The sequence below is a fragment of the Streptomyces sp. CBMA152 genome (genome assembly GCF_014596475.1).
Classification (GTDB): domain Bacteria; phylum Actinomycetota; class Actinomycetes; order Streptomycetales; family Streptomycetaceae; genus Streptomyces.
On the sequence record NZ_MECJ01000025.1, the window covers coordinates 180,940 to 198,194 of the forward strand.

Annotated in this window: 15 protein-coding genes; 7 read left to right on the plus strand and 8 right to left on the minus strand. The window is 71.0% G+C overall.

Features of this window, described 5'->3' with window-relative positions; genetic code table 11:
• Positions 1–62 precede the first annotated feature (62 nt).
• Both BG418_RS22210 and BG418_RS22215 read right to left on the minus strand, forming a co-directional pair.
• Positions 63–401, minus strand: coding sequence for a DUF3817 domain-containing protein (locus BG418_RS22210; protein WP_188275705.1), 339 nt, complete (start codon positions 399–401; stop codon positions 63–65).
• Positions 402–549: 148 nt separating this feature from the next.
• Positions 550–1,059 carry a MarR family winged helix-turn-helix transcriptional regulator gene (locus BG418_RS22215; protein WP_188275706.1) on the minus strand — a complete coding sequence of 170 codons (510 nt, stop codon included), beginning with the start codon at positions 1,057–1,059 and terminating at the stop codon, positions 550–552.
• 146 nt (positions 1,060–1,205) lie between these two features.
• Between BG418_RS22215 and BG418_RS22220 the strand changes: the two genes are divergently transcribed.
• The gene (locus BG418_RS22220; RefSeq protein ID WP_188275707.1) at positions 1,206–2,240 is read left to right on the plus strand and encodes a glycoside hydrolase family 6 protein; all 1,035 of its coding nucleotides are present in this window, start codon (positions 1,206–1,208) and stop codon (positions 2,238–2,240) included.
• A gap of 5 nt (positions 2,241–2,245) precedes the next feature.
• On the opposite strand, the gene BG418_RS22225 is transcribed toward BG418_RS22220, so the two are convergent.
• From BG418_RS22225 to BG418_RS22240, 4 genes are all read right to left on the minus strand, one after another.
• Positions 2,246–4,201 (minus strand): kelch motif-containing protein, encoded by a 1,956-nt coding sequence (locus tag BG418_RS22225; protein WP_188275708.1) that lies wholly within the window; start codon positions 4,199–4,201, stop codon positions 2,246–2,248.
• Positions 4,202–4,204: 3 nt separating this feature from the next.
• A complete protein-coding gene (locus BG418_RS22230) occupies positions 4,205–6,019 on the minus strand; it encodes a glycosyltransferase family 2 protein (protein ID WP_188275709.1) in 1,815 nt (604 codons plus the stop codon).
• Positions 6,020–6,166: 147 nt separating this feature from the next.
• Complete coding sequence (locus BG418_RS22235; RefSeq protein WP_188275710.1) at positions 6,167–6,460, minus strand: MTH1187 family thiamine-binding protein; 294 nt, start codon at positions 6,458–6,460, stop codon at positions 6,167–6,169.
• On the minus strand, positions 6,457–6,798 hold the full coding sequence (locus tag BG418_RS22240) for a DUF3817 domain-containing protein (protein WP_188275711.1): 342 nt from the start codon (positions 6,796–6,798) through the stop codon (positions 6,457–6,459). Before BG418_RS22240 ends, BG418_RS22235 begins: the two co-directional genes overlap by 4 nt.
• Positions 6,799–7,014: 216 nt before the next feature.
• Here BG418_RS22240 and BG418_RS22245 point away from each other — a divergent pair, with 216 nt between their 5' ends.
• From BG418_RS22245 to BG418_RS22260, 4 genes are all read left to right on the plus strand, one after another.
• A complete protein-coding gene (locus tag BG418_RS22245; RefSeq protein ID WP_188275712.1) occupies positions 7,015–7,653 on the plus strand; it encodes an AIM24 family protein in 639 nt (212 codons plus the stop codon).
• Positions 7,653–8,303, plus strand: coding sequence for an AIM24 family protein (locus tag BG418_RS22250; RefSeq protein ID WP_188275713.1), 651 nt, complete (start codon positions 7,653–7,655; stop codon positions 8,301–8,303). Before BG418_RS22245 ends, BG418_RS22250 begins: the two co-directional genes overlap by 1 nt.
• Positions 8,300–9,082 (plus strand): AIM24 family protein, encoded by a 783-nt coding sequence (locus BG418_RS22255; protein ID WP_188275714.1) that lies wholly within the window; start codon positions 8,300–8,302, stop codon positions 9,080–9,082. The genes BG418_RS22250 and BG418_RS22255 overlap by 4 nt, the downstream gene beginning before the upstream one ends.
• 135 nt (positions 9,083–9,217) lie before the next feature.
• Entirely contained in the window at positions 9,218–9,694 is a 477-nt protein-coding gene (locus tag BG418_RS22260; protein WP_188275715.1) for a MarR family winged helix-turn-helix transcriptional regulator, read from the plus strand.
• Positions 9,695–10,071: 377 nt separating this feature from the next.
• Here the strand turns inward: BG418_RS22260 and meaB are convergent, their stop codons facing one another.
• Together meaB and BG418_RS22270 are read right to left on the minus strand one after the other, a co-directional pair.
• On the minus strand, positions 10,072–11,031 hold the full coding sequence (meaB, locus tag BG418_RS22265) for a methylmalonyl Co-A mutase-associated GTPase MeaB (protein WP_188275716.1): 960 nt from the start codon (positions 11,029–11,031) through the stop codon (positions 10,072–10,074).
• A gap of 49 nt (positions 11,032–11,080) precedes the next feature.
• On the minus strand, positions 11,081–12,283 hold the full coding sequence (locus tag BG418_RS22270) for an acetyl-CoA C-acetyltransferase (RefSeq protein WP_188275717.1): 1,203 nt from the start codon (positions 12,281–12,283) through the stop codon (positions 11,081–11,083).
• A 138-nt stretch (positions 12,284–12,421) separates the two neighbouring features.
• Here BG418_RS22270 and mce point away from each other — a divergent pair, with 138 nt between their 5' ends.
• Positions 12,422–12,850: a methylmalonyl-CoA epimerase gene (mce, locus tag BG418_RS22275; protein ID WP_188275718.1), complete on the plus strand. Its 429-nt coding sequence runs from the start codon at positions 12,422–12,424 to the stop codon at positions 12,848–12,850.
• 169 nt (positions 12,851–13,019) lie between these two features.
• Entirely contained in the window at positions 13,020–17,192 is a 4,173-nt protein-coding gene (gene scy, locus BG418_RS22280; protein ID WP_188275719.1) for a polarized growth protein Scy, read from the plus strand.
• Positions 17,193–17,255: the final 63 nt, after the last annotated feature.

Sequence of the window (17,255 nt, forward strand, 5' to 3'; positions counted from 1 at the left end):
TACTAGGACGTCCTAGTAAATGTCGATGGCCGACCGCCCACGGTTCTCCGTGGGCGGTGGGGTTACGCCTTGGCCGCGACCGGCGCCGAGTCCGTGACCAGGGCCTCTACCTCACGGGAGACCTTGCGCTCGACGAAAAACGCGGCGGTGGGAATCGTGCCGGCGAGCAGGACCCAGAGCTGCTTCCCGACCGGCCACTTCGCCTTGGACCCCAGATCGAAGGCGACCACGAGGTAGATCACGTACAGCCAGCCGTGCGCGATGCCCACGATCTTGGTGAAGTCCGCGGCACCGTTCATGTCCAGCACGTACTTGGCGATGACGCCCAAGGTCAGCAGGACGAGAAGGACACCCGTGATGTAGGCCATCGCCCGGTACCGGGTCAGCACGCTCTTTTTCATGCCTACGAGCGTAACGGCCGCACGAATGCGATCTTGGCCGGGCCCCTGTCAGCTCTTGGCCGGGCCCCTGCTGCCGCTTTTGCCTTTAGGGGCGCGGGGAACTGCGCGACCAGCCCAAGACGGCCCGCAGGCGAAAGCGCACCCCCGACTACTCGTCCTCGAAATCCCGCGCAGCAACCCGAAGGGGCCTCAGCAGGGCGAAAATCTCGCCGCACTCCTCCGAGTCGTACACCCCCAGCCCGAAGTCCATCTCCATCAGATCCCGCGTCGCGTTCTCCACGACCTCGCGACCCTTGTCCGTGATGGACGCGAGCGTGCCCCGCCCGTCGTTCGGATTGGGCCGCTTGTCGACGAGCCCCGACCGCACCAGCCGGTCGACGGTGTTCGTCACCGACGTCGGATGGACCATCAACCGCTCGCCGATCTTCGACATCGGCAACTCCCCCGCCTTGGAGAAGGTGAGCAGCACCAGCGCCTCGTACCGCGCGAACGTCAGCCCGTACGGCTTCACCACCGCGTCGACCTCCGCGAGCAGGATCTGATGCGCGCGCATGATCGAGGTGATCGCGCCCATCGAGGGCACCGGCCCCCACCGCTGCTGCCAGAGTTCGTCGGCGCGGGCGATGGGGTCGAACGGGAGGCTGAGGGGCTTCGGCACGCGTCGACCTTACCGACTGGTCACATGCCGGTCAGCCCCGTCTCACACTTCGGCCCGCGTACGACCCGTGGCGCTCCACTGCGGACGGTGACCGTTATGTCACGATTGTCGCTGTCCCGTGTACGCCCGTGACCCCGAGGGGCCGAATGTCCCGGCACATCTCCCGGCCCGGCGGCCTGCTCGCCGCCGTCGCCCTCCTCGCCCTCGCCGTCGGCTGCTCCGGCTCCGCCGACCCGAGCCCCGGCACCGCCACCCCCGCCGGTCAGGGGCGGTCCTCCGGCGAGGGCGCCGAGCCCGCTCCCGGGGGCCCGTTCTGGGTGGACCCGGACAGCAGCGCGGCCAAGCAGATCAAGATCTGGGAGGGCGAGGGCCGTACGGCCGACGCCGAGGCGCTGCGGCGGATCGCGGACCGGCCGACGGCGCTCTGGGCCGCCTGGGACGACCCGCGGCCCGGCATCCGCGCCGCGGTCGCGGGCGCCGCCAAGGACCAGCGGACGATCCTGCTGGTGGCGTACAACATCCCGCACCGCGACTGCGGCGGTCTCTCGGCGGGCGGCGCCCCGGACGTGGCCGCGTACCGCACCTGGTACGGCATGTTCGGCGAGGCGATCGGCGACGCGAAGGCGATCGTGGTCCTGGAGCCGGACGCGGTGGCCCACATGGTCGACGGCTGCACCACCCCCGAGCACTGGGACGAGCGCTACCAGCTGCTCAACGAGGCGGTCGACCACTTCAAGAAGCTGCCCAACACCAAGGTCTACCTGGACGCGGGCAACCCGGCCTGGATCCCCGACCCGACCAAGCTCGTCGAGCCGCTGACCCGCGCCGGGGTCGCCCGGGCCGACGGGTTCGCCCTGAACGTCTCCAACTTCCAGACCGACGACGCCGTACGCGCGTACGGCACGAAGGTCTCCCAGGGCCTCGGCGGCAAGCACTTCGTCGTCGACACCAGCCGCAACGGGGCGGGGCCGCTGCTCGACGGCCGCGACCAGGCGTGGTGCAACCCGCCGGGCCGCGCCCTGGGCACGCCGCCGACCGCCAGTACCGGGTTCCCGCTGGTCGACGCGTATCTCTGGATCAAGCGGCCCGGCGACTCGGACGGCACCTGCCGGGGCGGCCCGGCGGCGGGCGCCTGGTGGCCGGATTACGCGCTGGGTCTTGCCCGCCGCGCGAAAACGTAAAACCCTCAGTCCACCAGCAGCCACTTGGCCTCCGACGGCGTCCCCTCCGTGTCCGTGACGAAGAGCATGTACCAGCCGGGCGGCACCAGGGCCTTGTCGCGCGGCACCGTCACCGTCACCGAGTTGCGGTCCTTGGTCAGACCCACGTCGATCGAGCGCTGCTCGACGTCGGTGGTGTGGGTGACCGCGCTCGGCCGCATCAGGCGCGCCTTGGCGATCCGCTCGGGGTGCTCGGCCTTGAACGTGGCCCGCCGGTCCTGGCCGACCGCCTCCGGGCCGTCGCCGAGCACGGGCCGCTTCTCCTTGTCCCGGTAGAGGTACGGCGGGGTGTAGACCTCCATGCGCTGCTCGAACCTGCCGAGCTTGGTGTTGTCCTTGTCGCCGAAGAGCGAGTCGGAGCCGAAGGTGGCGACCCGGCCGTCGGGCAGCAGCAGCGCCTCGGAGTGGTAGTTGCGGCCCACCGTGGGGTCGGCGGCCTCGCGGAAGGCGTTGGCCCGGGGGTCGTAGAACTGGGCCTTGAGGATGTTGCTGCCGCCGCGCCCCCGGTAGTCCTCGGAGCCGCCGCTGGTGAAGACCGAGTCGTCGGGAAGGATGACGCTGTTCAAATACCGTGTGCCCTGCGGGAGTTCGGGCCCGGTCTTGAACGCGGGGCTGTTCTCCTTGAGGTCGATCAACGCGGTGCGCGGTGTGGACTTCTCGGATTCACCGACCCCGCCGCCACCGAGGATCATGAACTTCTGGTTCTGGGCCGGCGGGAGCAGCAGGGAGCTGGCCGTCTCGGTCTGGTCGTGGTCGCCGAGGCCGTCGATCTTCTTGAAGGTGTTGGTCGTCACGTCCCACAGGCCCGGCTCGCGGCCCTTGTCGGCCGGTCCGTAGCCCGCGTTGGCGCCGGAGTAGAAGAGCTTGCCGCTCTTGGTGAGGAAGAGCGAGGGGTACGTGGGGAAGTAGCGGAACGGCCCCTTGCCCCACTTCTTGGTCTTCGGGTCGTAGATCTCGTTGTCGCCCGCGAGGATCGTCCCGACGTCGTCGAGCCCGGAGACGGCGAGCACCTTGCCGTCCTGGAGGGTGGTCAGCGTCGGGTACCAGCGCGCCTGCTGCATCGGCGCGACGGGCACGTACTTCTCGGCCTTGGGGTCGAACTCGTAGGCCGCCCGGATCCCCTGGAAGTCCTGCTTCTCCATGGTGATCTTCTCGGCCAGCCCGTACGTGTTGTCGGCGTCGTGGCCCTTGAGGCCCTCGATCTCGTACTGGGCCTGGTCGGTGGCGACCGATTTCGGGCCGTCGGCGACCGCCTCCACGAAGACCCGCGCCTCGGCGGCGGTGACCTTGGTCTTCCAGGGCTTCATCTGGCCGGTCGCGAAGTAGCTGACTTCGAACTCGCGCTTGGCCTTCGGCACGGTCACGTCGAACTTCGCCACGTACTCGACGCCGGACGGGGAGCGGAACTTGGTCCCCTTCTTGATGGTGACGTCCTTCTCCGGGTTCTCGTTCTTGACGCGCATGCCGCCCGCGGCCCGCTTCACATGGCCGTCCAGGACCTCGTAGCGCGCGGTGCCGCCCGCCACCAGGAGCCTGCCGTCCGGCAGTTGGGCGTGGCCGCCGCAGAAGAAGTCCTCGGGGGTGTGGACCTTCTTGAAGGTGTTGTCCTTCGGGTTCCACAGCACGGTGTCGAAGGAGCCCGCGTCGAACTTCTCCTGCTTGTTGCCGGAGCCCGCGATGATGAGGACCTTGCCGGTGTGCAGCAGGGCCGCGTGGATCGCGTTGGTGCGGTACTTCGCGGGGATGTCGACGGTGTCCCAGGCGCCGTACTTGCGCATGTAGTCGGGTCGGCGGATCTGGTACGCGTGGTACTGCTCCTCGGCGAAGGAGAGCGCGGCCGGGGCGTTGAGCCCGGCGAGCAGCACGATCGCGCCGCCGCCGAGCAGGGTCTTCTTCATCTGCTTCGAGGGCCGGTAGGCCATGGGTCAGTTCCCTCCGGTCGTCGTGGCGGCCGGTGCGGCGGCGAGCGGGGCCTCGGCCTCGGCGGGCTCGACGGCCGCGCGCCGGCGGGCGGCGGCGCGTTCGCGCAGCGTGGTCAGGGACCAGACCGCGACCGGGGCGAGCGCGATGGCCAGGGCGAGCACGGCCCAGGTGCGCATCGCCGCGTGGGTGTGCCGGTAGACCACGGAGGCGCCGAGCGAGGTGACGAGCACGGCCGCCCAGAACAGATGGATCCGGAACGTCCACAGCCGGTCGGGGCTGGCCTCGTCGCCCTTGGGGGTGACGACGAACCGGCCCCGGGTGCGCAGCAGCGCCGAGCCGAGCGACTTGAGGTAGATGGGCGCGCAGAGCGCGGACATCCCCATCCCGGCGAGTCCGCCGGAGCCCTCGGGCTCGTGCGGGGAGACGTTGTGGCGGCGGTTCCAGAGGTAGAGCCCGATCTGGAGGGCGGCGGCGTCGCTGTAGAGCATCAGCCAGACGGAGGCGGAGACCTGGGTGCCGGAGGCGCCGAACCAGAGGAAGAGCACACAACTGACCATGCCGAGCAGCCAGTTGACGGCAGTCATGGGGTAGTAGACGAGCATCAGGGTGTACGAGAGGAGCCGCCCGGGCGGGACCCGGAACGGCGCTTTCCAGTACTGCCGGAGCAGCGTCTCGTACGTCCCGCGCGACCAGCGCGTCTGCTGGGTGAAGAAGTCGGTCCAGGACTCCGGGCCCTCTCCGACGGCCAGCACGTCCGGGGTGTACACCGATCTCCAGAAGTGGCCGGTCTTGGGGTTCTTGCGGCGGTGCAGCTCGAAGCCGGTGGCCATGTCCTCGGTGATCGAGTCGTAGAGCCCGCCGACCTGGATGAGCGCGGTGATCCGGACGATGTTGTTGGTGCCGACGAACATCGGGGCGCGGTAGCGGTTGCCGGCCCGCTGGATCAGCGCGTGGAAGAGGAACTGCTGGGACTCGGCGGCCTTGGTCACGGGCGAGTCGTAGTTCCCGTACACCTGCGGTCCGACCACGAACGCGACATCCGGGTCGCGGAAGTAGCCCATCATCCGCTCCAGGAAGTTGGGGAGCGGCACGTGGTCGGTGTCGACGGAGGCGAAGAAGTCGTAGGACCGGCCGTGCATGGCCAGCCAGGCGTTGTAGTTGCCGTGTTTGGTACGGGCCTTGTGGGGGCCCTTGTCGCGGTTCCATTCGGGGACGCCGCTGCGGGTGAAGTGCCGTACACCCAGTTCCTCGCAGAGCGCCTTGGCCTGGGCGTCGTCACCCTCGTCGAGCAGCCAGACGTCGAGGGGGCCGGTGTGGTGCAGCCGGACCGCGCCTTCGAGGGTGGCCCGGACCATGGATATGGGTTCCTTGCCGGGCACGTACGTGGTGAGGAAGGCGACCCGGGTGCCGGGCTCGGGGACCACGGGTACGGGGTCGCGGGCGACCATCGTGGCGTGGGCGATGGAGAGGACGTTGACGACCATGAAGAACTCGATCAGGCCGATGGCCACGAGCATCGCGATGTCCAGGGCGACCAGCCACTCGTCGCCGCCCTCGCGCTCCACCCAGTGGGTCGGCCACACGAGGTAGATCAGCAGGACGGCGGTGAGCACGGGCGCCAGCGTCATCAGCAGGACGGCGCGTATTCGGCGGGGCTCGGCGGAGAGGAGACTCCGGTACCGCACGCGGTAGGCCAGCCTGTCCGGTTCCGTGAGCGGTCCGGCGAGCCGGCTGTGGGTCTCGTAGTCGTAGTGCTCCGACGTACTCTCCGACCGCACTGTGCCCTCCAGCTGATCGAGCCAGGTAGATATCCCCACAGAAGTGGATATTCCTCGGCGTGTCGAGCGGAGTACTCCGAGTGAGCGATCTTGGTTTGAGCGGTGCGTACGGGGTCGTGCCCGGGTCGAGGCACGGCAGAGCCCCCGGTTGCCGGGGGCGGCGGCCGGGGGCTCGAACTGCGGGGCTCAGGCGGAGAGGTGGCGCTCCACCGCGTCCACCTTGGAGGTGAGGCCGTCGGTGACGCCCGGACGGATGTCGGCCTTCAGGACGACCGAGACGCGCGGGGCGCGGGCCTCGACAGCGGCGACGGCCCGCTTCACCACGTCCATCACCTCGTCCCACTCCCCCTCGATCGAGGTGAACATGGCGTCGGTGCGGTTGGGCAGTCCCGACTCGCGGACGACCCGTACGGCGTCGGCGACGTACTCCCCGACGTCCTCGCCCACACCCAGCGGGGTGACCGAGAAGGCGACGATCACGCGACCACGCCTTCCTTGCGGGCGCGGGCGGCGATGACCGCGTCCGTGGCCTGGCGCTTGAGCTTGCGCTCGGCCACGAAGCCGCCGAACGGCAGCACGGACAGGACGAAGAACAGGGCGGCGGTCTTCGCGGGCCACTTCGCCTTGTTCCAGGCGTCCGCCCAGAAGATCACGTACAGGATGAAGAGGATGCCGTGGACGGCGCCCATCACCGGGACGGCGTTGATGTCGGTCGTCCGCTTCAGCACCGAGCAGACGAGCAGCAGCAGGAAGGAGACGGCCTCCGGGGCCGAGACCAGTCGGAGACGGTGGAACGCGGATGCGGTCTTGATGTCCACGGGGGCACCTTCGGTGGGAGGGGTCTGACGGGCGGGGCGTGCGACAACGCTTGTGAACGCAAGCACAAACGTTCCCTATTGTGACATCGGTGGCGGGGGGATCTTGGTGGGGGTCGGGCCGAGCACGCACCCGGGACCGGAATCCGGGTCGGACCAGGGGCGGGATCATCCCCAGGGCCCTGTCCGGCCGGGGCGGCGGGCCGCTACCTTCACCCCGTGGCAACGTTCCGACTCCAAGGCAGCAAAATGCTGGCCGTCGAGATGACCGGCGACGCCGTCAAGGCGAAGAACGGCTCGATGGTCGCCTATGACGGCCAGATGACCTTCAAGAAGATGACCGGCGGCGGCGAGGGCCTGCGCGGCATGGTGACCCGCCGCCTCACCGGCGAATCGATGACCGTGATGGAGGTGAAGGGAAACGGCACCTGCTACTTCGCGGACCGGGCCAGTGAGATCAACCTGGTCTCGCTCCAGGGCGACAAGCTCTACGTGGAGGCGAGCAATCTGCTCGCCACGGACGCCGGGCTGCGCACCGGCACCACCTTCACCGGCCTGCGCGGCGCGAGCCAGGGCAACGGCCTGTTCACCACCACGGTCGAGGGCCACGGCCAGGCGGCGATCATGTCGGACGGCCCGGCCGTGGTGCTGCGGGTGAGCGCGCAGTACCCGCTCTCCGTCGACCCCGGCGCCTACATCGCGCACCAGGGCAACCTCCAGCAGCACTTCCAGTCCGGGGTGACCTTCCGGACGTTCCTGGGCGAGGGCTCGGGCGAGGCGTTCCAGATCCGGTTCGAGGGCGAGGGCCTGGTGTACGTGCAGCCCAGCGAGCGCAACACCATCGGGGGCGAGCTCTGATGCCGTTCCGCGAGATCAACTCCAAGATGGTCGAGGCCACCGTGGCCCCCGGCCAGAAGATGTTCAGCCAGCGCGGCGCGATGCTCGCGTACAAGGGCGACGTGTCCTTCACGCCCAACATCCAGGGCGGCCAGGGCGGGTTCATGTCGATGATCGGCCGGCGGGTGGCCAACGAGGCGACCCCGCTGATGACCGTCGAGGGCAACGGCACGGTGATGTTCGGCCACGGCGGCCACCACATCCAGGTCATCAACCTCGCCGGGGACACGCTCTATGTGGAGGCGGACCGGCTGCTCGCCTTCGACGGGACGCTCCAGCAGGGCACGATGTTCATGGGCTCGCAGGGCGGTGTCATGGGCATGGTCCGGGGCCAGGTGACCGGCCAGGGCCTGTTCACGACCACGCTGAAGGGCCACGGCGCGGTGGCGGTGATGGCGCACGGCGGGGTCGTCGAGCTGCCGATCACCCCGCAGCGCCCGGTCCACGTCGACCCGCAGGCGTATGTGGCGCACCACGGAGACGTACGCAACAAGCTCTCCACGGCGCTCGGCTGGCGCGACATGGTGGGCCGGGGCTCGGGCGAGGCGTTCCAGCTCGAACTGTCCGGCAGCGGCGCGGTGTACGTCCAGGCCTCGGAGGAGAAGCTGTGACCGCCCCTGTGATCTTCGACCCGTACTCGCTTCCGTACGACGACAACGTCAACAAGTACACCTTCTGCGTGGAGCTCAAATCGAGCCAGTGGTTCCTGCAGAAGGGCAAGATGATCGCCTATTACGGGCGGATCGAGTTCAACGGCATCGGCCACGGGCGCCTCGACCGGCTGCTGCGCACCAGCTTCCACTCACCGCTGCACGCCAGCGACTGGGTGGTCGCGGACGGCTCCGGCAAGATGCTGCTCGCGGACCGGGCCTTCGACGTGAACTCGTACGACCTGGACGACGGCAACCTGACGATCCGGGCCGGGAACCTGCTCGCGTACCAGCCGACGCTGGCCCTGAAGCAGTCGATCGTGCCGGGTTTCCTGACGCTGATCGGGACCGGGAAGTTCGTGGCGGCCTCGAACGGGCCGGTGGTGTTCATGGAGCCGCCGATCCGGGTCGACCCGCAGGCGCTGGTCGGCTGGTCGGACTGTCCGTCGCCCTGCCACCACTACGATCATGCCTATATGACCGGTGTGTTGGGCGGAATCCGGTCACTCACGGGCCTCGGGGGCACCTCGGGCGAGGAGCACCAGTTCGAGTTCGTGGGCGCCGGAACGGTCCTGCTCCAGTCGACCGAAGTGCTGATGGCCGAGCAGAGCACCGGGGAAGTGCCCCGTGAGCCGGGCGTTCCGGGTGGCGGGGCGTCGGGCGGGCCGGGCGGTCAGGCGGGTTCCGTACCGCGCCTTCCCGGCCAGCTCGGGGACCTCCAGCGTCGCTTCGGCCTGTGAGCGGTAGTCTGCGGAGTGTGACGTCGAACGCGTGCACCCTTGCCGGGCGCTGACCACGACCCTTGTGCCGGTGCGTGCGGGGCGTCACACTCCCAGGCTTCGTTCAGAATTCAACTTCTTAGGTAGAATCCACATATGGAGACCGAGACGGCCACCAACTGGCTGACCGATAGCGAGCAGTGCGCCTGGCGTACCTATCTGGACGTCAACAGGATGCTGACGCACCAGATGGAAAAGGACCTGCAGCCGTTCGGCCTGACCAACAACGACTACGAGATCCTGGTCAACCTCTCGGAGGCCGAGGGGCAACGGCTGCGGATGAGCGACCTCGCCGCCGCGACCCTCCAGTCCAAGAGCCGACTCTCGCATCAGATCACGCGGATGGAGAACGCGGGTCTTGTGCGGCGGGAGAACTGCGAGTCGGATCGGCGGGGGTTGTTCGCGGTGCTCACCGAGACGGGGGCGGAGACCATGGAGAAGGTCGCGCCGCACCATGTCTCGTCCGTGCGCAAGCACTTCATCGACCTGCTGTCGAGCGAGGCGCTCTCGGACCTGCGGGCCGCGCTGGGGCCGGTGGCGGACCATCTGCGCGGCCACCGCGCCAAGTCGTAGGCCCCACCCCGCCCCTTCCCTAAACCCTCCGGGGGTGGGTGGGGGTTGAGGTGGGTTTGCCGGGGGGCGCGCCCCCCGGACCCCCTGGGCGGGGGCTGCGCCCCCTGCACCCCGCTACGGGGCTCCGCCCCGGGCCCCGGTGGGGCGGGTGGGTACGCGGGGCTGCGCCCCTGCACCCCACTTCGGCTGCGGACCGTGCTGGGTTGCTCGCGCAGTTCCCCGCGCCCCTAAATACCTAGGGGCGCGGGGAACTGCGCGACAAGCCCCCACCGGGCCGCAGACAAACCAAGGGGGTCCGGGGGCAAAGCCCCCGGCAGCCCACCCCGACCCCCACCCGGCCGCCCGCCAAGGGCTTCAGGGAAGGGGCGGGGTGGGGATCAGGACTCGCCCGTCAGCCCCGCCACCAGCTCGTCCGCCGCCGCGTACGGGTCCAGGGTGCCCTCGACGATGCGGGACGCGAGGGCGGAGAGGCGGCGGTCGCCGTGGAGGTCGCCGATGCGCTCGCGCAGGGCCGTGACCGCGATCGTCTCGACCTCCCGCGACGCCCGCGCCAGCCGCCGCTCCGCCAGCACCCCCCGCTCCGCCATCCACGCGTGATGCTTCTCCAGCGCCTCGACCACCTCGTCGATGCCCTCGGAACGGGCGGCGACCGTCTTCACGATGGGCGGGCGCCAGTCGCCGGGCCCCCGGGACTCGCCCAGGCCCAGCATGTGGTTCAGCTCCCGGGCCGTGGCGTCCGCGCCGTCCCGGTCCGCCTTGTTCACCACGTACACGTCGCCGATCTCCAGGATTCCCGCCTTCGCGGCCTGGATCCCGTCGCCCATGCCGGGCGCGAGGAGCACCACCGACGTGTCCGCCTGCGAGGCGATCTCCACCTCCGACTGGCCGACGCCGACCGTCTCCACCAGGATCACCTCGCACCCCGCCGCGTCCAGCACCCGGATCGCCTGCGGGGCGGCCCAGGCAAGCCCGCCCAGGTGGCCACGGGTGGCCATGGAGCGGATGTACACACCCGGGTCGGACGCGTGGTCGGACATGCGGACCCGGTCGCCCAGGAGCGCGCCGCCCGAGAACGGCGAGGACGGGTCGACCGCCAGGACGCCGACCCGCTTGCCCGCCCGCCGGTACGCCGTCACCAGCGCCGAGGTGGATGTCGACTTGCCGACACCCGGCGACCCCGTGAGCCCCACCACGTACGCACCGCCCGTCAGCGGAGCCAACTGCGCCATCACCTCGCGCAGTTGCGGGGACGCCCCCTCGACCAGCGAGATCAGCCGGGCCACCGCACGCGGCCTGCCCTCCCTCGCCCGGGCCACCAGTTCGGGGACGTCCACCATTGCCGCTCCGTTCGGTTCAGGGTTCAGTGCGTACGTACAGGAGTGGCGCTTACTTGCCGGGCACGCGGATGATCAGGGCGTCGCCCTGGCCACCGCCGCCGCACAGCGCGGCCGCGCCCGTGCCGCCGCCCCGGCGCTTCAGCTCCAGCGCGAGGTGGAGCACCACGCGCGCGCCGGACATGCCGATCGGGTGGCCCAGGGCGATCGCGCCACCGTTGACGTTCACCTTTTCCGGGGACACCCCGAGGTCCTTCATCGACTGGACCGCGACCGCCGCGAACGCCTCGTTGATCTCGATGAGGTCGAGGTCCTCGACGCCGATGCCCTCCTTGCCCAGCGCGTGCTTGATGGCGTTGGAGGGCTGCGACTGGAGCGAGTTGTCCGGGCCCGCCACGTTGCCGTGCGCCCCGATCTCCGCGATCCACTCCAGGCCCAGCTCCTCGGCCTTCGCCTTGGACATGACGACCACCGCGGCCGCGCCGTCCGAGATCTGCGAGGAGGTGCCGGCCGTGATGGTGCCGTCCTTGGCGAACGCCGGGCGCAGCTTGCCGAGCGACTCGACCGTGGTCTCGGCGCGGATGCCCTCGTCCTTGGCAAAGACCACCGGCTCGCCCTTGCGCTGCGGGATCTCGACCGGGGTGATCTCGGCCTCGAAGAGCCCGTTCTTCTGGGCGGCGGCCGCGCGCTGGTGGGAGAGCGCGGCGATCTCGTCCTGGTCGGCGCGCTGGATGCCCAGGCGCGCGTTGTGCTTCTCGGTGGACTCGCCCATGGCGATGTTCTCGAAGGCGTCGGTCAGACCGTCGTGCGCCATCGCGTCCAGCATCTCGATCGCGCCGTACTTGTAGCCCTCGCGGGACTTCGGCAGCAGGTGCGGGGCGTTGGTCATCGACTCCTGGCCGCCCGCCACCACGATGTCGAACTCGCCCGCGCGGATCAGCTGGTCGGCGAGCGCGATCGCGTCCAGGCCCGAGAGGCAGACCTTGTTGATCGTGAGCGCGGGAACGTTCATCGGGATGCCGGCCTTGACGGCCGCCTGGCGGGCCGGGATCTGGCCCGCGCCGGCCTGGAGCACCTGGCCCATGATCACGTACTGGACCTGGTCGCCGCCGATGCCGGCCCGGTCGAGCGCGGCCTTGATGGCGACGCCGCCGAGGTCGGCGCCCGAGAAGGTCTTGAGCGAGCCGAGCAGTCGGCCCATGGGCGTCCGGGCGCCCGCGACGATCACTGAAGTGGTACCGGTCGTTCCAGACATGAGGCACAGCCCCTTGGGAGGTGAGAAGTGAACGAGGGTTTACTGGAAATGTACTGAGCGGTACCGGCGGCGTCACCGGCCAGCCGGTGTGATCGCGCGCACGTTGCGTAACCACCTCCGGGGCGCTGCACTGGACCCATGCTGACGCGAATCGACCACATCGGAATCGCCTGTTTCGACCTCGACAAGACCGTCGAGTTCTATCGTGCTACGTACGGATTCGAGGTGTTCCACTCCGAGGTCAACGAGGAGCAGGGCGTGCGCGAGGCCATGCTCAAGATCAACGGTACGTCGGACGGCGGCGCCTCGTACCTCCAGCTCCTGGAGCCCACCCGGGAGGACTCCGCGGTGGGCAAGTGGCTGGCCAAGAACGGCGAAGGAGTGCACCACATCGCCTTCGGCACGGCCGACGTCGACGGCGACGCCGAGGCCATCCGGAACAAGGGCGTCCGGGTCCTCTACGACGAGCCGCGCATCGGTTCGATGGGCTCCCGCATCACGTTCCTGCACCCCAAGGACTGCCACGGCGTACTGACCGAACTGGTCACCTCGGCAACGGAGCACTGACCACCGGATTCCGGGGCCGGTACAGTGGGCGGTTCCGGGCCGGGGTCGGGTCGGGGCCTGGGACCCACGCCCCCTTGTCGATCTGACACCATTCACCGGGGGCCCGTCCGTCGTCGGACGGTGCTCGTACGGGCAGTGTTCGCGACCAGGGGACGGATGGGACCGCGCAGTGCGGGGCTACGAACGCCAGGACAGCCACCGGCCTGACGACCACCTCTCGCGGTTCGAGGCCGAGATGGACCGGCTGAAGACCGAGCGGGAGAAGGCCGTTCAGCACGCCGAGGACCTCGGCTACCAGGTCGAGGTGCTGCGCGCCAAGCTGCACGAGGCGCGCCGCAACCTCGCGACTCGCCCTGCCTACGACGCGGCGGACATCGGCTACCAGGCCGAACAGCTGCTGCGCAACGCCCAGATGCAGGCCGAGCAGCTACGCACGGACGCCGAGCGCGAGCTGCGCGACGCCCGGGCCCAGACCCAGCGCATCCTCCAGGAGCACGCCGAGCACCAGGCCCGGCTCCAGGCCGAGCTGCACGCGGAGGCGGTCAACCGCCGCCAGCGGCTCGACCAGGAGCTGGCCGAGCGCCGCGCGACCGTCGAGTCGCACGTCAACGAGAACGTGGCGTGGGCCGAGCAGCTGCGCGCCCGTACCGAGGCGCAGGCCCGCCGGCTGCTGGATGAGTCGCGCGCCGAGAGCGAGGCGGCGCTGGCCGCCGCCCGCGCGGAGGCCGCCCGAGTCGCCGAGGAGACCCGTCAACGCCTGGGCGCCGAGGCCGAGTCGGCCCGCGCCGAGGCCGAGGCGACCCTGCTGCGCGCCCGCAAGGACGCCGAGCGCCTCCTCAACGCCGCCTCCACACAGGCCCAGGAGGCCACCTCCCACGCCGAGCAGCTGCGCTCCTCCACCACCGCCGAGTCCGACCAGGCGCGCCAGCAGGCCGCCGAGCTGAGCCGGGCCGCCGAGCAGCGGATGCAGGAGGCCGAGAGCGCGCTGCGCGAGGCGCGCGCCGAGGCCGACAAGGTCCTCACCGAGGCCAAGGACTCGGCGAGCAAGCAGCTCGCCGCCGCCGAGTCGGCCAACGAGCAGCGCACCCGCACCGCCAGGACCGAGGTCGCCCGTCTGGTGGCCGAGGCGACCCAGGAGGCCGAGGCCCTCAAGGCCGAGGCCCAGCAGGCCCGTGACGACGCGCGCGCCGAGGCCGAGCGGCTGGTCGCCGAGGCCGCCGACAAGGCCCGCACCAGCGCCGCCGAGGACACCGCGGCCCAGCTCGCCAAGGCCGCCCGCAGCGCCGAGGAAGTCCTCACCAAGGCGTCCGCGGACGCCCAGGAGACCACCCGCAAGGCGTCCGAGGAGGCCGAGCGGATCCGCCGCGAGGCCGAGGCGGAGGCCGAACGGCTGCGCTCGCAGGCCGAGGAGCAGGCCGTCGAGCTCAAGGGCGCGGCCAAGGACGACACCAAGGAGTACCGGGCCAAGACGGTCGAACTCCAGGAGGAGGCACGCAGGCTGCGCGGCGAGGCCGAGCAGCTGCGGGCCGAGGCGGTCGCCGAGGGCGAGCGCATCCGCGGCGAGGCCCGCCGCGAGGGCGTCCAGCAGATCGAGGAGGCGGCCAGGACCGCCGAGGAGCTGCTGACCAAGGCGAAGGCGGACGCCGAGGAGCTGCGCACCTCCGCGGGCGCCGAGTCCGAGCGTGTGCGGAACGAAGCCCTGGAGCGCGCGACCACGCTGCGCAAGCAGGCCGAGGAGACCCTGGAGCGCACCCGCGCCGAGGCCGAGCGGATGCGCGCCGAGGCCGAGGAGCACGCCGAGTCCACCCGTACGTCCGCCGAGCAGGCGGCCGTCCTGCTGCGCGAGGAGACCGAGCGGGCCGTCGCCGCCCGCCAGGCCGAGGCCGCCGACGAGCTGACCCGGCTGCACACCGAGGCCGAGCAGCGGCACACCTCCGCCGACCAGGCCCTGACCGAGGCGCGCGCCGAGAGCGAGCGCATCCGCCGCGAGGCCGCCGAGGAGACCGAGCGGCTGCGCACCGAGGCCGCCGAGCGCGTCCGTACGCTCCAGGCCCAGGCCGAGCAGGAGGCCGAGCGGCTGCGCACCGAGGCCGCGTCCGACGCGTCGGAGGCCCGCGCGGAGGCGGAGAGCGCGGCCGTACGACTGCGCACCGAGGCCGCCGCCGAGGCCGAGCGGCTCAAGAGCGAGGCCCAGGACACCGCCGACCGGATGCGCGCGGAGGCCGCGGCCGCCGCCGAGCGGGTCGGCGCCGAGGCCGCCGAGGCACTGGCCGCCGCCCAGGAGGAGGCGACCCGTCGTCGCCGCGAGGCCGAGGAGACGCTGAACTCGGCGCGCGCCGAGGCCGATTCGGAGCGGGCGCAGGCCCGCGAGCAGAGCGAGGAACTGCTCGCCTCGGCCCGTCGCCGGGTCGAGGAGGCGCAGGCCGAGGCGCAGCGGCTCGGCGAGGAGGCCGACCGGCGCGCCACCGAGCTGGTGGCCGCCGCCGAGCAGACCGCCCAGCAGGTGCGCGACTCCGTGGCGGGGCTGCGCGAGGAGGCCGAGCAGGAGATCTCCGGTCTGCGCTCGACCGCCGAGCATGTCGCCGAGCGGACCAAGAACGAGGCGCAGGAGGAGGCGGACCGGGTCCGCGCCGACGCCTACGCCGAGCGCGAGCGCGCCACCGAGGACGCCAACCGCACCCGTGAGCGCGCCAACGAGGAGGCCGAGGCCGCCAAGGCGCTCGCCGAGCGGACGATGGCGGACGCCATCGCCGAGGCGGAGAAGGCCCGTTCGGACGCGTCCGAGTACGCGCAGCGGATGCGCACCGAGGCCTCCGACGCGCTCGCCTCCTCCGAGCAGGACGCCGCGCGCACCCGGGCGGACGCCCGCGAGGACGCCAACCGCATCCGCAGCGACGCCGCGAGCCAGGCCGACCGCCTGGTCACCGAGGCGACTTCGCAGGCCGAACTGCTCGCCGCCGAGTCGACGGCGACCGCCGAGCGGTTGCTCTCGGAGGCCCAGCAGCTGCGCGACGAGGGCCAGTCGGAGCACGACCGTCTCATCGCGGAGGCGACCGCGCAGGCCGAGCGCACCACCTCCGAGGCCGACACCTACGCCGAGCTGGTCACCACCGAGGCGCGCGCGGACGCCGGTTCGACCCTCGGGGCCGCGGCCGCCGAGGCCGAGCAGACCGTCGCCGAGGCGCGCGCCGAGGCCGAACAGCTGGTGGGCGAGGCCCGTACGGAGTCGGAGCGGCTGCTCGACGAGGCCCGTCAGGCCGCCGACAAGCGCCGGACCGACGCCGCCGAGCAGGCCGACCAGCTCATCGGCGAGGCGAGCAGCGAGGCCGAGCGGATCCTCTCCGAGGCGAGCGCGGACGCCGAGCGCGTGCGCACCGAGGCCAATGGTGAGGCCGAGCGGCTGCGTGCCGAGGCCGCCGAGACCGTGGGCTCCGCCCAGCAGGCCGCGCAGCGCATCCGTGCGGAGGCCGACAAGACGCGGGTCCAGGCCGAGGAGGCCGCCGAGCAGGCCCGCAGCGAGGCCCGCGAGGAGGCCGACCGGCTGCTCGACGAGGCCCGTACGGCCGCGGCCAAGCGCCGGGCGGACGCGGCCGAGCAGGCCGACCAGCTCATCAACAAGGCCCAGGAGGAGGCGCTGCTCGCGGCGACCCTGGCCGAGGAGCAGGCCGACACGATGGTGGGCGCTGCCCGCAAGGAGGCCGAGCGGATCGTCTCCGAGGCGACCGTGGAGGGCAACTCCCTGGTGGAGAAGGCCCGTACGGACGCGGACGAGCTGCTGGCCGGCGCCCGTACGGACGCCACCGCCATAAGGGAGCGCACCGAGGAGATGCGCGCGCGGACCGAGTCGGAGATCGAGGAGCTGCACGAGCGGGCCCGGCGGGAGAGCGCCGAGCAGATGAAGACGGCGGGCGAGCGCGTCGACAAACTGGTCACGGCGGCCACCGAGCAGACCGTCGAGGCCGAGGCGAAGGCCAAGGAACTTCTGTCGGACGCCAACTCCGAGGCGAGCAAGGTCCGTATCGCCGCCGTCAAGAAGGCGGAGGGTCTGCTCAAGGAGGCCGAGGCCAAGAAGGCCGAGCTGATCCGCGAGGCCACCAAGTTGCGCGACGAGGCGGAGGCGGAGGCCAAGCGCACCGTCGAGGAGGGCAAGCGCGAGCTGGACGTGCTGGTCAGGCGGCGCGCGGACATCAATGCCGAGATCTCCCGTGTCCAGGACGTACTTGAGGCGTTGGAGTCTTTCGAGGCCCCGTCCTTGGGCGGCAAGGCCGCGGGCAAGGAGGCGGCCAAGGCTGGGGCGGCGGCGGGAAGTACACGTTCGAGTGGCAAGTCTTCGGAGGGGTAGCCACTCAAAAGGCTGGTAATTCTCCAGATCAAACGGGCATCCGCTCGATGACACGCCGCCTGG

What these genes read in the sequence shown, in the direction of transcription:
- BG418_RS22220 (WP_188275707.1), top strand. Translation starts at nt 1,206, where the DNA reads ATGTCCCGGCACATCTCCCGGCCCGGCGGCCTGCTCGCCGCCGTCGCC.
- BG418_RS22260 (WP_188275715.1), top strand. Translation starts at nt 9,218, where the DNA reads ATGGAGACCGAGACGGCCACCAACTGGCTGACCGATAGCGAGCAGTGC.
- mce (WP_188275718.1), top strand. Translation starts at nt 12,422, where the DNA reads ATGCTGACGCGAATCGACCACATCGGAATCGCCTGTTTCGACCTCGAC.
- meaB (WP_188275716.1), bottom strand. Translation starts at nt 11,031, where the DNA reads ATGGTGGACGTCCCCGAACTGGTGGCCCGGGCGAGGGAGGGCAGGCCG.
- BG418_RS22225 (WP_188275708.1), bottom strand. Translation starts at nt 4,201, where the DNA reads ATGGCCTACCGGCCCTCGAAGCAGATGAAGAAGACCCTGCTCGGCGGC.
- BG418_RS22210 (WP_188275705.1), bottom strand. Translation starts at nt 401, where the DNA reads ATGAAAAAGAGCGTGCTGACCCGGTACCGGGCGATGGCCTACATCACG.
- BG418_RS22270 (WP_188275717.1), bottom strand. Translation starts at nt 12,283, where the DNA reads ATGTCTGGAACGACCGGTACCACTTCAGTGATCGTCGCGGGCGCCCGG.
- BG418_RS22250 (WP_188275713.1), top strand. Translation starts at nt 7,653, where the DNA reads ATGCCGTTCCGCGAGATCAACTCCAAGATGGTCGAGGCCACCGTGGCC.